Source organism: Bacillus cereus group sp. BfR-BA-01331 (genome assembly GCF_022663915.1).
GTDB classification, from domain to species: domain Bacteria; phylum Bacillota; class Bacilli; order Bacillales; family Bacillaceae_G; genus Bacillus_A; species Bacillus_A mycoides.
Genome location: NZ_JAKUGJ010000003.1, coordinates 150,560 through 162,673 on the forward strand (window position 1 = coordinate 150,560; position 12,114 = coordinate 162,673).

Sequence of the window (12,114 nt, forward strand, 5' to 3'; positions counted from 1 at the left end):
ATACTTTCTCCTACCTTTCATTCTCTCCCCCAAAAGTCGAAAAAAGAGCCTTAGTGATGACTCTATCACGAAAAATAAACCGTGTCTAGTACGCGGATATAATCAATTCGAGGGTGATAACCGCATGATAATAAAGACCCATGCTCTTCTATTTCTTGTTTTGTAATCGATTTACGTCCACCAGTATTTTGACGATTCCAAAATGCAATAATATGTTTTGCATCTAATAAATAAAATTCATCAAAAAGTGTAAATTTAATAATAACAAATGCAATTCCATTATGAGCGACTACTTGCTTCATATGTTCAATTTGATGAAGGTGGAAGTTTTGAAGTGGAAAACTGGTTTTATTTTTAGTTTCTTTCGCTTCAAAATCGATGTATTTCCCTTTGTATACACCGTTGTAATCTGTTGTAGAAGGTTGTTTGAAATACGCTTCTTTTACCACTGCAGCACTTCGAGCGGGGTAATCTACTTTTACAATTTGAAGAGGTGTAGGTTTTTTATGTACGCATGCAATATTATGGGTTAAGTAATATTGATTGGTGTCATTCAATTCCTCTTCAAGGGACATACCTCTATTACTGTAAGTATGTTTTTTTATTGGTGTTTTATGAGGTTGTGAAGCTTGATCGTACCTTTTTCCATTTGGGTAACGAATGGTCATATTTTGTCCACTCCCAACTTGATAAGATTTACTTACAAAGGTGATTATATCAAAAAATGAAAAAAGATGTGACCTTTTTCAAGAAAGGTATGGTGACTTACTCATGTTTCGATGGAATGATTACGAAAAAATTAAACAGACCCGTAATGATATTTTTTGTACAGAAGAGGAAAAAGCTATAGTTCTTAATATTAAGGAGAGCACGGATGTAGCTAACGTAGATAATATTTCACGTACACAATCTTACCAAGAATATTATTTGAGAAATAGAGAAATTAGATGGTCTTTTTTAGCAAGCATGGTTTCAAGGAATGGGGGATGGAACATGACAGATTTAGAAGGAGAATATTATTCTAATCTTTTATCTCAAACAGTTAAGAGACGATTATTTCTTTTGTATGAGAAAGCCAATTGGCTCATTTTTTTAGATGCATTTCCTCAACTATTACTGTATGAGGAAAGTAAAAAGAGATGTGCACCGCTCTTTCATTTGTTACAATTTTTCAACATATCAATTTTTATGGAAAAAGAATGGGTCGCGTTTTGGGAGAAAAAAGATATAAATAGGCTTATGACGGCACTTATTATTAATGAACAAAATAAAATTCAAAAACCAGTAATTGAGAATGCATACTTTCAAAAACATGTATTTGATACTGCACTATTCAAATTTCAAGAAATATTTCACGTTAGTGCAGTTATTTTTCCAATGGTGGAAGGGGGAATGTATGGATTTTCAGTTTATCAATTTGAAACGTTGCAAAAACGTATAGAACTGGGGAAGCAATTAGCTTGGTTATTATTTCATTCAAAGTATAAGGCTTCTTTTTATAAATTTGCAGTGCAAACTAGGCATACAGGATCTAGGATGGATTATGAATGTAATATAAGGGGAATTAGAAAATCATGTACGCCGGCTCTTCGGGATGTGTATTCTATTGTCACTCATGAAAAATTAATTGAAAAAGATTGGTTTAGTGACGGGTTGGAAATAGATTCATTATTTTTACTTGAAAAACCTAAGGGGGAAATTAATATAACAGAATGGTATAGAAAGAAGAGGGAGCAAATACATACTCTTTCTATATTAAGTAGTTTTGTTAAAAGAATAGATGAGTTCATGATATAATAAAGAAGTCCCGCCTTCTTAAATGAAGGCGGGACTTCTTTATTAAAAGTAATATGCTCTACAACAAGTTACTTTCTAATCGACTATTTGCCGGCAGTACGACTTTAACTTCAACACTTATCGAAAGCGAAGAGGTAAGGTAGACTAGAAAATAGTTGTTTGTAAAAGCCACTTTGATTAAAGTGTCATTTTATCAAGCTATTTGCGGACAGTAAAACTCCCACCTCAAAATTTGGCTGGAGCAAAGAAGGTAGGTGGAAGCCCTGCTGCCCGTAAACACCCGATTGGTGCGGGCTAATAATCAGTGGGGGATGAACAAAACCCCACTGATTAAAGTTTCACTTTATGTAGCGGGGAAATTTGGACCATCAAGCTTTGGATTCCCAGTCTCAGGTTTGTTTTGTTGTTTGTTTTGCTTTTTCTTTTTTTCGTTTTTATTTTTTGCCATCGTAATACACCTCCTTTTTGTATTGTTACCATTTCTAAAAATGGCATACTAAATGATTTCTTTGACGAATATCAACTAGTTTTGTCATGTGGGAAGGAGTAATTAATCAATCGGCGAAATTACATGACAAAGGAAAGGCAAAGAAGGGGGCGTTTTAAATATGGCGATGGTTCAGAAGGAAGATGTTATGAAAAAAATGGATCAAATGTTAAGTTCTCTCGATTTGCTGGAAATGAAGATTGGGATTAGAATGAATCATGCATTGAAGGATAAAGGTGAAAAAATATGCAATAAGATAGAAATAACAGAAATGCATATAGAACATATGGAAAATAAATTAGTGCATCACGAAGAAAAAGGGAGCTGGGTAAAGACATTTCAAAACGTCGTAGTGAGTGCATAATAAGGTGGGAACAAAATGGGACATGAAGCATTAATCCAGTCTTCGGAGAAGTTAATGCAGTATAATGATGAAGCGAATGTGAAAAAAAGAGAGATGGCTGAATATGATTTTTATAAGGATATGAAGCCATTTGTTGATATTGTAGATGCTGAGTTAGAGATGTGGAAAGAATTAGCTTATAGGTGGATAAAGGAAGAAAGACCTAAGTATATACATGTACAACAAATTGATCAAGTGTATGATAATTTACAAACTAATGTGCTACAATGTTTTGTTAATAAGGGAAAAGGTAAACGTTTCTTTGAAACTCATCAAGCTATTTCGTATACTTTGCAAAATATCGTAGATCAATGTAAATAACAAGAGGGAAAACCCTCTTGTTTTTTTATGCCTCGGTCACTGTTGTAGGTTTTGTTGCACCGTTTATTTCTAATTCACGTATTAATGTTCGGTAATCTGATATGCATATTTTTCCTTCAAGATAACAATGTCTTGCAAAGTCTAACAGTTCATTCGAATTTTCTGTGTAATACCCCTTTTTTTGAGAAAACGCTTGTTTTAAATCCCCTAATACCATGTTGATTCCTCCCCCATGAGAATCTTCTTCCTTATTATCATAGCATGGAAGGGTTTACTTTCTAATTTTTTTAAAAATTTAAACTTCCGACAAAAACAGACAGGTAATCCGTCACACATTTTATTTTATAGGTACATATTCTATATGTAGAAACTTATGCCAAGGAGGAGAGAATGCATGTTTCAACAACCTAATGTATATCAGCAAGCAAATCCATATGCACAGCAAAATATGTACCAATATAATGAGGATACATATTTACGATATAATATGTATCCTTTCGAGCCTCATTATGGAAACCAAAATTATTATCAACCATTTGAAGTGTCTTTTGGGAATCAACCGCAGCAAGCGCATATGAATCAACCGCAACAAGCATATACGAATCAACCACAGCAAGCGCATATGAATCAACCGCAACAAGCATATACGAATCAACCACAGCAAGCGCATATGAATCAGTCGCAACAAGCGTATACGAATCAACCGCAGCAACCGCACATGGATCAGTCGCAACAACCGCATATGAATCAGCCGCAGCAAATGTATACGAATCAACCACAGCAAGCGTATATGAATTCACAAAACTACATGTCGCCAGCTCAATATGTAAATCAACAAGCTATGTTTTATCCACCAAAACAACCATATCCAACGATGAATAAACAAAAGCAACAGCAACAGCAACAGCAACCAAGTCAGTTTTCTAGTTTTGTTTCACAATTTAAATCATCAGATGGTAACTACGATGTAAATAAAATGATGAACACAGCTGGACAAATGATGAACGCGATGAATCAAGTAACAGGGATTGTTAAGCAAGTCGGGGGATTTTTTGGTAAATAATAGTAGGGGGTTGTCTATAATAGGTATTACGTATGAATTTGGATACTAGACAAATTTCCATGAAATAAATGGGTATATATAACAAGCGGCTTTACCCCCTCGCTCATATTGTAAAGTGTAGTCAGATTTTTTTAATGAGAGAGGAGAGAAAAAACTATGCATCATTGTCATCCTTGCTTTGGAGGGCATAAGCCTGTAGGACCTATTTGTACGACAGCTCCTGTCATTCATCCAACAAAACAATGCGTAACACATTCTTTTTCAACAACGGTGGTGCCACACATTTTTCCAACCCATACAACGCATGTTCATCATCAACAAATTAAAAATCAAAGCTTCTTCCCACAAACAAACTCGAACGTAAACGTTGTAGATCCTGGGGATCCAGGATTCGGCGGAGGATGTGGACCATGCGGTCATGGCCATCATCACCATGGGCATCAAATATCACCATTTGGACCAGGACCGAATGTATCACCATTTGGACCAGGACCGAACGTATCACCATTTGGACCAGGACCGAATGTATCACCATTTGGACCAAATATCGGACCAAACGTTGGTGGAATGTTTAAAAAGTAAATGATATGTTAGAACTAGCGAAATGCTAGTTCTTTTTTTGTAATTGGAGTGTTGATATGAAGGTTGTTGCTGTAACAGGATATAAGCCGTTTGAACTTGGAATATTTAAAAATGATCATCCAGGAGTAGAGTGTATAAAAAAGGCGCTGCGTCGTAAATTAACTGTTTTTGTAGAAGAAGGCTTGGAATGGGTTATTATTAGCGGCCAGTTAGGAGTAGAGCTATGGGCTGCTGAAGTTGTTTTTGAAATTCAAGTAGAATATCCAGATTTAAAATTAGCGGTATTTACTCCTTTTTTAGAACAAGAAGAAAATTGGAAGGAAGATAACCGTGAATATTACGAATTTATTCTTTCGCAAGCAGATCACATTGATAGTATTACGAAACGGAAGTACGAAAGCCCAGAGCAATTTAAATTAAAGAATCAGTTTTTTATTGAAAAAAGCGATGCACTTTTAGCTGTATATGATGAAGAAAAGTCTGGGAGCCCTAAATATATTGTAGAAGCAGCTAAGAAAAAAGGAGAAATAGAAAATTATCACAGTTATTTTATTCTTTTTTCTGATTTACAAGATATAATGGAAGAGGAACAGTGGAATAATGCAGAGTAATATGTAATATAGTACTCGTATATTTGATTGACAAAAGGCATTGTTTCTGAAAAAATTTAGTTAATGAAAGCTTTGGCAAAAATTAGAGGTGAAGAAAATGATTTCGGATAAAATTAAATTAACAGCGAAAGATATTTTAGAAAAAGAATTTAAAACAGGTATGAGAGGTTATCAACAAGAAGAAGTAGATAAGTTTCTTGATATGATTATTAAAGATTATGAAGCTTTTCATAAGGAATTTGATCAATTAAAACAACAAAACGTTCGTTTGAAACGTGAATTAGAAGAGCAGAAAGTAGCGGCAACACAAGTTCCGCAACAACCGGTACAAACGCCAGTTGCACAACCAGTGTATAACAATACGAATACGGATATTTTAAAACGTCTATCTAATTTAGAAAAAGCTGTATTTGGAAGTAAGTTATACGAATAAATTAAGGTAACAAAAAGGTTAAAGTATTTTACATAGAAAAAAACATTGCAAAATCTTTTTGTTTCCACTATACTAATGTTTGTCATAACGTTTGGGTAATCGCTGCAACGCCAACGTTGTAGAGGAAAGTCCATGCTCGCACGGCCTGAGATGGCTGTAGTGTTCGTGCCTAGCCAAGTCATAAGCTAGGGTATTCTGGCTGCAAGGCTGGTTTAACGGCAGGGAAAAAACCTAAGTCCTTTCGGATATGGTTTGACTACCTTTAAAGTGCCACAGTGACGAAGTCCTTGAAGAAATGATAGGAGTGGAACGAGGTAAACCCCACGAGCGAGAAACCCAAATAATGGTAGGGGAATCTTTTCCAAGGAAATGAACGACGGAAAAGGACAGGTTTTCGTAACCTGTAGATAGATGATTACCACCGGAGTACGAGGCGTGGGCCGTTTGCAGTACAAAGGAACAGAACATGGCTTACAGAACGTTATGAACCAACTATGAAATAACTCAGCTCTCCTTTGTTAGAGGAGGGCTTTTTATTTGTATGAAGTTATAAGTTGTGAGTTAAAATGGTAAATGAGAATATTCTTCGTAATATGTGATAATTAATAGGAAAACATGTTATTAATTATTGTTTGATTATACATAAGAGGTGAATGCAAATGGGAAAAGTTACTTTAATTGCAACAGCGGCAATGGGTATTGAAGCGTTAGTTGCCCGAGAAGTTCGCGATCTTGGTTATGAATGTGAAGTGGAAAACGGAAAGGTAACGTTTGAAGCGGATGAAAAAGCGATTTGTCGTACGAATTTATGGTTACGTACTGCAGACCGTGTGAAAATTAAAGTCGGCGAATTTAAAGCAACAACATTCGATGAGTTATTTGAAAAAACAAAAGCGTTAAACTGGGGAGATTATATTCCAGAGAACGGAGAATTTCCCGTTATTGGGAAATCTTTGAAATCAACATTATTTAGCGTTTCAGACTGCCAACGTATCGTTAAAAAGGCTGTTGTTGAGAAATTAAAAACAACGTATAGACGCACAACTTGGTTTGAAGAAGATGGACCGTTATTCCGTATTGAAATTGCAATGCTCAAGGATATTGCGACGTTAACAATCGATGCGAGTGGTGTAGGTCTTCATAAACGTGGATACCGTCTTGAGCAAGGTGAAGCGCCTTTAAAAGAAACATTAGCTGCGTCTTTAATTAAGTTAACAAACTGGAAGGCGGATCGTCCTTTCGTTGATCCTTTCTGTGGATCTGGTACAATTCCAATTGAAGCTGCATTAATTGGACAAAATATCGCACCAGGATTTAACCGAGGCTTTGCATCGGATGAATGGGGCTGGGTTGGTAAACAAAATTGGCGCGAAGCTCGTCAAGAAGCTGAAGATTTAGCTAATTATAATCAACCATTGCAAATCATTGGATCAGATATCGATCACCGTATGATAAGAGTTGCCCAAGATAACGCAGAAGAAGTTGGATTAGGGGATCTTATATCATTTAAACAAATGCAAGTAAAAGATTTCACGACAAAAGAGGAATATGGCTATGTTGTAACGAATCCTCCATACGGAGAACGTTTAAGTGAAAGAGCGCTTGTTGAAAAATTATATAAAGAAATGGGAGAGGTATTCCGCCCATTAGATACGTGGTCAATGTATTTATTAACAAGTTATGAAGCATTTGAGAAATGTTATGGGAAAGATGCATCGAAAAAGCGTAAACTGTTTAACGGATTTATCCGTACAGATTACTATCAATACTTCGGAAAGCGTCCACCGCGTAATTCATAGTATAAAACTCCTCCAGCACGCATATACTGGCTATTATGTAATGCGTAAAGGAGGAAGTGATATGGATAGTTTCCAATTCTCGATGATTCAAAAAGCTATTCACCGTACGTATGATGAGCTCGGAAAAGAAGTGGATAGTCAAGGTGCAATTGTAGAGGGAATACAAAAAGCGCAGGAAGAATATTTGTCAGCTCTTTCACATGAAACAGCGATTGATAAACGTTATTTAAGGTCATTAATATAGAAAAAAATTTTCCTTTTTCGAAAGGAAAATTTTTTTTCGTGTATTTCTATGTATTGTAACAGGGGAAAGTGGCTGCACACATGTGAGTAGCAGTTGCTATATCTTTTTATAGAAAAACTGTTTGGTTGGAGGCTAAGGATGTTTACTGAGAATAGGTTACCATTTGAAGTAGGAAAACAAGATAATTTTTATGATAAGTTGAATGAGTGGATTGGAGATGTGTTTTACGACATTCTTCCGGAAAAAGGTTTTGAAGAGCGTGATGAACAGATTTTTATGGCGTTTCAGTTAGAGCGCGCTTTCCAAGAGAAGAAAGTTATGTTTGCAGAAGCAGGTGTAGGAACAGGGAAAACAATTGTATATCTTCTATATGCAATTTGTTATGCACGTTATACAGGGAAGCCGGCTATTATCGCTTGTGCAGATGAAACGTTAATTGAGCAGCTTGTGAAAGAAGAAGGAGACATTGCTAAGTTATCTGAAGCATTAGGGCTATCTGTTGATGTTAGACTTGCGAAGTCAATGGATAATTATTTATGTTTACGTAAACTTGAAGATGTTATGAGTGGACGAGCTCCAGAAGTAATTGAAGATGTATATTACGAATTACCTCAGTTCGTATTCGATCATGGTACGATGCAGAACTTTACTCACTATGGTGATCGAAAAGAATTTCCACTGTTAAATGACGAGGAATGGTCAAAGGTAAACTGGGATTACTTCCAAGATTGCTTCACTTGTGATTCTCGTCATCGTTGTGGTCAAACTCTTTCGCGCGAGCATTATCGTAAAGCGGCAGATTTAATCATTTGTTCTCAAGATTTCTATATGGATCATATTTGGACGTACGAAGCTCGCAAACGTGAAGGACAAATTCCGTTATTACCAGAAAGTAGCTGCGTTGTATTCGATGAAGGGCATCTTGTAGAATATGCAGCTCAAAAAGCTTTAACGTACCGTTTAAAACAAACGATGATGGAGCAACTTTTAACGAGATTATTACAAAATGATATTCGTGAAGAGTTCGCACATTTAGTAGAAGAAACAATTTGGCAAACTGAACAATTCTTTGGGGTACTACAAGAGAATAAAAAGGAAATTGAAGGTTCTGATCGTTTAGAAATTACTGTGACAGAAAAGGTAACTGCAGAAGCGAAAAGACTTTATGCGAAAATCGGTGAAGTCGGTGATGCATTAGTATTTGAAAGTGAAATGCATACAGTAAACACATACGATTTAAATATTGTTGATGAGCATTTAGATGTGTTAGAGCATTCACTTCGTCTTTTCATGCACGAGAAAAATGTAATTACGTGGGGTGAAGAAGGCGATGGTGCTTTCACGTTAGTTATTATGCCGCGTGCAGTTGAAGAAGTGTTACAAGAAAAAGTATTCTCGAAGAAGATTCCATATATTTTCTCTTCTGCGACATTATCTGACAATGATTCGTTCGCATTTACTGCAAATAGTCTAGGGGTAAAAGATTACTTATCATTCTCAGTTGCTTCGCCGTTTGATTATGAAGAGCAAATGACAGTAAACTTACTTCCGTATACGAAAGAAAATGAATGGGAAAGAAAGTGTCAATATACACTTGAAAATATACAAAAAACAAATGGACGTACACTCGTATTATTCCGTACAACGCAAGAACTTGCAGCGTTTAAAGAATATGTAAGTAAAGAGCAAATGTCAGTGCCGTTCCTATATGAAGGAGATCAAGAAATTAGTCAGCTCGTTTCTCGTTTCCAAAATGAAGAAGAGACTGTACTTTGTGCCGTTCATTTATGGGAAGGTTTAGACATTCCAGGTTCATCATTATCACATGTTATTATTTGGTCATTACCATTCCCTCCAAACGATCCTGTGTTTGAGGCGAAGCGTAAACATGTGAATGATCCATTCTGGGACGTAGATGTGCCTTATATGATTTTACGTCTTCGCCAAGGAATTGGACGTTTAATTCGTACAAGTGAAGATAAAGGTGCTATATCATTATTCTTATCAGATAATGAAGATGAAAAAGTGATAGAAGCAGTGAAGAAAGTACTTCCGGTAGAAGGAAAAGTACTTTAAGCGAAAAAATGTTGTAGGGAAAAGTTTGGCATTTGCCAAGCTTTTTTTCTATTAGAAAAGGAATTTATGTTTCAGTGTCGAAATAAGTTTGAGGTAGAAAAAGGAGGTTTTTTATACTATGACAGTTGCTACATATGAAGTGGAAAAACAATTTTTAACATATGTGAAGAAGATAGAGAATTACGGAGAGGCATTAAGCTTAATGTTTTGGGATTTAAGAACAGGTGCACCAAAGCAAGGAGTAGACCAGCGTTCAGAAGTAATTGGAATGCTTTCATCCGAAGTGTTTGCGATGTCGACTTCAGATGAGATGGGGAACTATTTAACTGAACTAGAATCTTTAATTATTGAAAATAAACTTTCTGAAACGACAAAGAAAATGGTTGAAGAGTGTCGTAAAGAATATGATAGAAATAAGAAAATTCCACAAGCGGAATATGAAGCGTATGTGAAATTAGAAGCGAAAGCGGAAAGTGTATGGGAAGAAGCTCGCGAAAAATCTGACTTCGAAATGTTCCGTCCGTATTTAGAAAAAATTGTTGAATTCAAAAAGAAGTTTATTACATATTGGGGTTACGAAACGTACAAATATAACACGCTATTAGACATGTATGAGCCGGGAATCACAGTAGAAGTGTTAGATCATGTATTTGGTCAACTACGTGAACGTATCGTTCCGCTTGTGAAAGAAATTTCTGAGTCTAAAAAAGAGTTGAAAACAAATGCTTTAGCTGAACATTTTTCAAAAGAAAAACAAAAGAATTTTACTTTAGAGTTATTAAAACAATTGAACTATAACTTTGAAGCGGGTCGTCTTGATGAAACGGTACATCCTTTTGAAATTACATTAAATAGAGGGGATGTTCGTATTACGACTCGTTACGACGAGAAAGACTTCCGTATGGCTGTTTTCGGCACGATTCATGAATGTGGTCATGCTGTATATGAACAAAATATTGCAGAGAAATTTGAAGGTACACCGCTATGTAGTGGAACTTCTATGGGTATTCATGAGTCACAATCATTATTCTTTGAGAACTTTATCGGTCGTAATAAATCATTCTGGAAGAAAAATTATGATTTATTAAAAGAGTATAGCGATGGTCAATTCAATGATATATCAGTAGATGAGTTTTATGATGCGATTAACGAATCGAAGCCATCGTTTATTCGTATAGAAGCAGATGAGCTTACATATCCGCTTCACGTCATGGTTCGTTATGAACTTGAGAAAGAATTATTTGATGGTACATTACAAGTGAAGGATTTGCCATCGGCTTGGAATGATAAGATGGAAGCATATTTAGGAATTCGTCCGGAAAACGATGCACAAGGTGTATTGCAAGATGTTCACTGGGCTGGTGGTTCATTTGGATACTTCCCATCCTATGCGCTTGGTTATATGTATGCAGCGCAATTTAAACATAGGATGCTAAAGGATATTCCAAACTTTGATGCATTATTAGAAGAAGGAAACGTGACACCAATTCGTGAATGGTTAACAGAGAATATTCACCAATATGGCAAAACGAAAAAACCACTTGAAATTTTAAAAGATGTGACAGGTGAGGGTTTAAATGCAAACTACTTAGCTGATTATTTAGAAGCTAAATATAAAGAGATTTATGAGTTATAAAACAGGAGCTGCTTAATTGCAGCTTTTTTTTATGAGGGGGTGAGAGAAATGGGCTATATGTTTACAGTAATGTCGCAAGCGGAAGCAGAAGAAATTGCATACAACTGGCATTATGAAGGGGAGTATTCCTTTTATGATATAGAGGCAGATGAAGAAGATTTAGCTGAGTTTTTAGAGGATGAGAGTAGAGGGAATCATACATTTTCTGTGAAGGAAAATGGTACTCTCATTGGTTTCTTTAGTTTTAGTAACATAAATAATCAAACAGTTGATATAGGACTTGGAATGAGACCTGATATAACAGGCAATGGATTAGGTTTACAGTTCGTAAAAGCTGGATTAGATTTTAGTAAAGAAAAATACGGATGCAATTATATAACACTATCAGTAGCGACATTTAATGAAAGAGCGATTAAAGTGTATAAAAGAGCAGGATTCGAAGCTGTTGGAACGTTTATACAGAAAACAAATGGTAGTTGTTTTGAGTTTTTGAAAATGAATTATATATGTGAAAATGATTAAAAAACAGAGGAGAGCTTCTGTTTTTTTATTTTGATGTAGAAATAAATGATGTTTGTTTTTGTACTTGTTGTAATTAGAAGTTTTGAAATTTTGGAAGAGGATGTGTATGATTGAAGTTTAGTAGCAAATAGCAAGTTTAG

At 35.6% G+C, this 12,114-nt stretch carries 15 protein-coding genes and 1 other RNA gene; 13 read left to right on the plus strand and 3 right to left on the minus strand.

What is annotated here, in order from left to right; translation table 11 throughout:
- Nucleotides 1-65: 65 nt before the first annotated feature.
- Nucleotides 66-668: a Holliday junction resolvase RecU gene (recU, locus tag MR155_RS07525; RefSeq protein WP_002030800.1), complete on the minus strand. Its 603-nt coding sequence runs from the start codon at nucleotides 666-668 to the stop codon at nucleotides 66-68.
- Between the two features lie 103 nt (nucleotides 669-771).
- Between recU and MR155_RS07530 the strand changes: the two genes are divergently transcribed.
- On the plus strand, nucleotides 772-1,797 hold the full coding sequence (locus MR155_RS07530) for a DUF2515 domain-containing protein (RefSeq protein WP_219301832.1): 1,026 nt from the start codon (nucleotides 772-774) through the stop codon (nucleotides 1,795-1,797).
- A 343-nt stretch (nucleotides 1,798-2,140) separates the two neighbouring features.
- On the opposite strand, the gene MR155_RS32010 is transcribed toward MR155_RS07530, so the two are convergent.
- Complete coding sequence (locus MR155_RS32010; protein ID WP_306475192.1) at nucleotides 2,141-2,287, minus strand: phage portal protein; 147 nt, start codon at nucleotides 2,285-2,287, stop codon at nucleotides 2,141-2,143.
- A 118-nt stretch (nucleotides 2,288-2,405) separates the two neighbouring features.
- On the opposite strand from MR155_RS32010, the gene MR155_RS07535 reads away from it, so the two are divergent.
- Together MR155_RS07535 and MR155_RS07540 are read left to right on the plus strand one after the other, a co-directional pair.
- Nucleotides 2,406-2,648 carry a hypothetical protein gene (locus MR155_RS07535; RefSeq protein ID WP_002011865.1) on the plus strand — a complete coding sequence of 81 codons (243 nt, stop codon included), beginning with the start codon at nucleotides 2,406-2,408 and terminating at the stop codon, nucleotides 2,646-2,648.
- 15 nt (nucleotides 2,649-2,663) lie between these two features.
- On the plus strand, nucleotides 2,664-3,008 hold the full coding sequence (locus MR155_RS07540) for a YppE family protein (RefSeq protein ID WP_002011864.1): 345 nt from the start codon (nucleotides 2,664-2,666) through the stop codon (nucleotides 3,006-3,008).
- A 25-nt stretch (nucleotides 3,009-3,033) separates the two neighbouring features.
- Here MR155_RS07540 and MR155_RS07545 read toward each other — a convergent pair whose 3' ends face one another.
- Nucleotides 3,034-3,225, minus strand: a complete 192-nt coding sequence (locus tag MR155_RS07545) for a YppF family protein (protein WP_012260642.1) — start codon at nucleotides 3,223-3,225, stop codon at nucleotides 3,034-3,036.
- A gap of 177 nt (nucleotides 3,226-3,402) precedes the next feature.
- Between MR155_RS07545 and MR155_RS07550 the strand changes: the two genes are divergently transcribed.
- The 10 genes from MR155_RS07550 to MR155_RS07595 all read left to right on the plus strand — a co-directional run bounded on the left by MR155_RS07550 (nucleotide 3,403) and on the right by MR155_RS07595 (nucleotide 11,974).
- Nucleotides 3,403-4,071 carry a YppG family protein gene (locus MR155_RS07550; protein ID WP_242309092.1) on the plus strand — a complete coding sequence of 223 codons (669 nt, stop codon included), beginning with the start codon at nucleotides 3,403-3,405 and terminating at the stop codon, nucleotides 4,069-4,071.
- Nucleotides 4,072-4,227: 156 nt separating this feature from the next.
- Nucleotides 4,228-4,653, plus strand: a complete 426-nt coding sequence (locus MR155_RS07555) for a CotD family spore coat protein (RefSeq protein ID WP_002011871.1) — start codon at nucleotides 4,228-4,230, stop codon at nucleotides 4,651-4,653.
- Nucleotides 4,654-4,709: 56 nt separating this feature from the next.
- Entirely contained in the window at nucleotides 4,710-5,264 is a 555-nt protein-coding gene (locus tag MR155_RS07560; protein WP_002011870.1) for an SLOG family protein, read from the plus strand.
- A 97-nt stretch (nucleotides 5,265-5,361) separates the two neighbouring features.
- Nucleotides 5,362-5,697: a cell division regulator GpsB gene (gene gpsB / locus MR155_RS07565; RefSeq protein ID WP_000622428.1), complete on the plus strand. Its 336-nt coding sequence runs from the start codon at nucleotides 5,362-5,364 to the stop codon at nucleotides 5,695-5,697.
- An 87-nt stretch (nucleotides 5,698-5,784) separates the two neighbouring features.
- Nucleotides 5,785-6,176: RNase P RNA component class B (gene rnpB, locus MR155_RS07570), an RNA gene on the plus strand.
- 180 nt (nucleotides 6,177-6,356) lie between these two features.
- Nucleotides 6,357-7,496 carry a THUMP domain-containing class I SAM-dependent RNA methyltransferase gene (locus tag MR155_RS07575; RefSeq protein ID WP_002011868.1) on the plus strand — a complete coding sequence of 380 codons (1,140 nt, stop codon included), beginning with the start codon at nucleotides 6,357-6,359 and terminating at the stop codon, nucleotides 7,494-7,496.
- A gap of 61 nt (nucleotides 7,497-7,557) precedes the next feature.
- On the plus strand, nucleotides 7,558-7,740 hold the full coding sequence (locus MR155_RS07580) for a DUF3921 family protein (RefSeq protein ID WP_113937070.1): 183 nt from the start codon (nucleotides 7,558-7,560) through the stop codon (nucleotides 7,738-7,740).
- Nucleotides 7,741-7,878: 138 nt separating this feature from the next.
- On the plus strand, nucleotides 7,879-9,816 hold the full coding sequence (locus MR155_RS07585; RefSeq protein ID WP_002011942.1) for an ATP-dependent DNA helicase: 1,938 nt from the start codon (nucleotides 7,879-7,881) through the stop codon (nucleotides 9,814-9,816).
- Nucleotides 9,817-9,934: 118 nt separating this feature from the next.
- On the plus strand, nucleotides 9,935-11,452 hold the full coding sequence (gene ypwA, locus MR155_RS07590) for a carboxypeptidase (protein ID WP_113937071.1): 1,518 nt from the start codon (nucleotides 9,935-9,937) through the stop codon (nucleotides 11,450-11,452).
- A 48-nt stretch (nucleotides 11,453-11,500) separates the two neighbouring features.
- A complete protein-coding gene (locus MR155_RS07595) occupies nucleotides 11,501-11,974 on the plus strand; it encodes a GNAT family N-acetyltransferase (RefSeq protein ID WP_113937072.1) in 474 nt (157 codons plus the stop codon).
- Nucleotides 11,975-12,114 lie beyond the last annotated feature (140 nt).

Bases quoted from the DNA above. Each gene is read 5' to 3' on its own strand.
- MR155_RS07560 (WP_002011870.1), top strand. From the start codon at position 4,710: ATGAAGGTTGTTGCTGTAACAGGATATAAGCCGTTTGAACTTGGAATA.
- MR155_RS07580 (WP_113937070.1), top strand. From the start codon at position 7,558: ATGGATAGTTTCCAATTCTCGATGATTCAAAAAGCTATTCACCGTACG.
- MR155_RS07575 (WP_002011868.1), top strand. From the start codon at position 6,357: ATGGGAAAAGTTACTTTAATTGCAACAGCGGCAATGGGTATTGAAGCG.
- MR155_RS07540 (WP_002011864.1), top strand. From the start codon at position 2,664: ATGGGACATGAAGCATTAATCCAGTCTTCGGAGAAGTTAATGCAGTAT.
- MR155_RS07550 (WP_242309092.1), top strand. From the start codon at position 3,403: ATGTTTCAACAACCTAATGTATATCAGCAAGCAAATCCATATGCACAG.
- MR155_RS07545 (WP_012260642.1), bottom strand. From the start codon at position 3,225: ATGGTATTAGGGGATTTAAAACAAGCGTTTTCTCAAAAAAAGGGGTAT.
- MR155_RS07595 (WP_113937072.1), top strand. From the start codon at position 11,501: ATGGGCTATATGTTTACAGTAATGTCGCAAGCGGAAGCAGAAGAAATT.
- MR155_RS07535 (WP_002011865.1), top strand. From the start codon at position 2,406: ATGGCGATGGTTCAGAAGGAAGATGTTATGAAAAAAATGGATCAAATG.
- MR155_RS07530 (WP_219301832.1), top strand. From the start codon at position 772: ATGTTTCGATGGAATGATTACGAAAAAATTAAACAGACCCGTAATGAT.
- ypwA (WP_113937071.1), top strand. From the start codon at position 9,935: ATGACAGTTGCTACATATGAAGTGGAAAAACAATTTTTAACATATGTG.
- gpsB (WP_000622428.1), top strand. From the start codon at position 5,362: ATGATTTCGGATAAAATTAAATTAACAGCGAAAGATATTTTAGAAAAA.
- recU (WP_002030800.1), bottom strand. From the start codon at position 668: ATGACCATTCGTTACCCAAATGGAAAAAGGTACGATCAAGCTTCACAA.
- MR155_RS07585 (WP_002011942.1), top strand. From the start codon at position 7,879: ATGTTTACTGAGAATAGGTTACCATTTGAAGTAGGAAAACAAGATAAT.
- MR155_RS07555 (WP_002011871.1), top strand. From the start codon at position 4,228: ATGCATCATTGTCATCCTTGCTTTGGAGGGCATAAGCCTGTAGGACCT.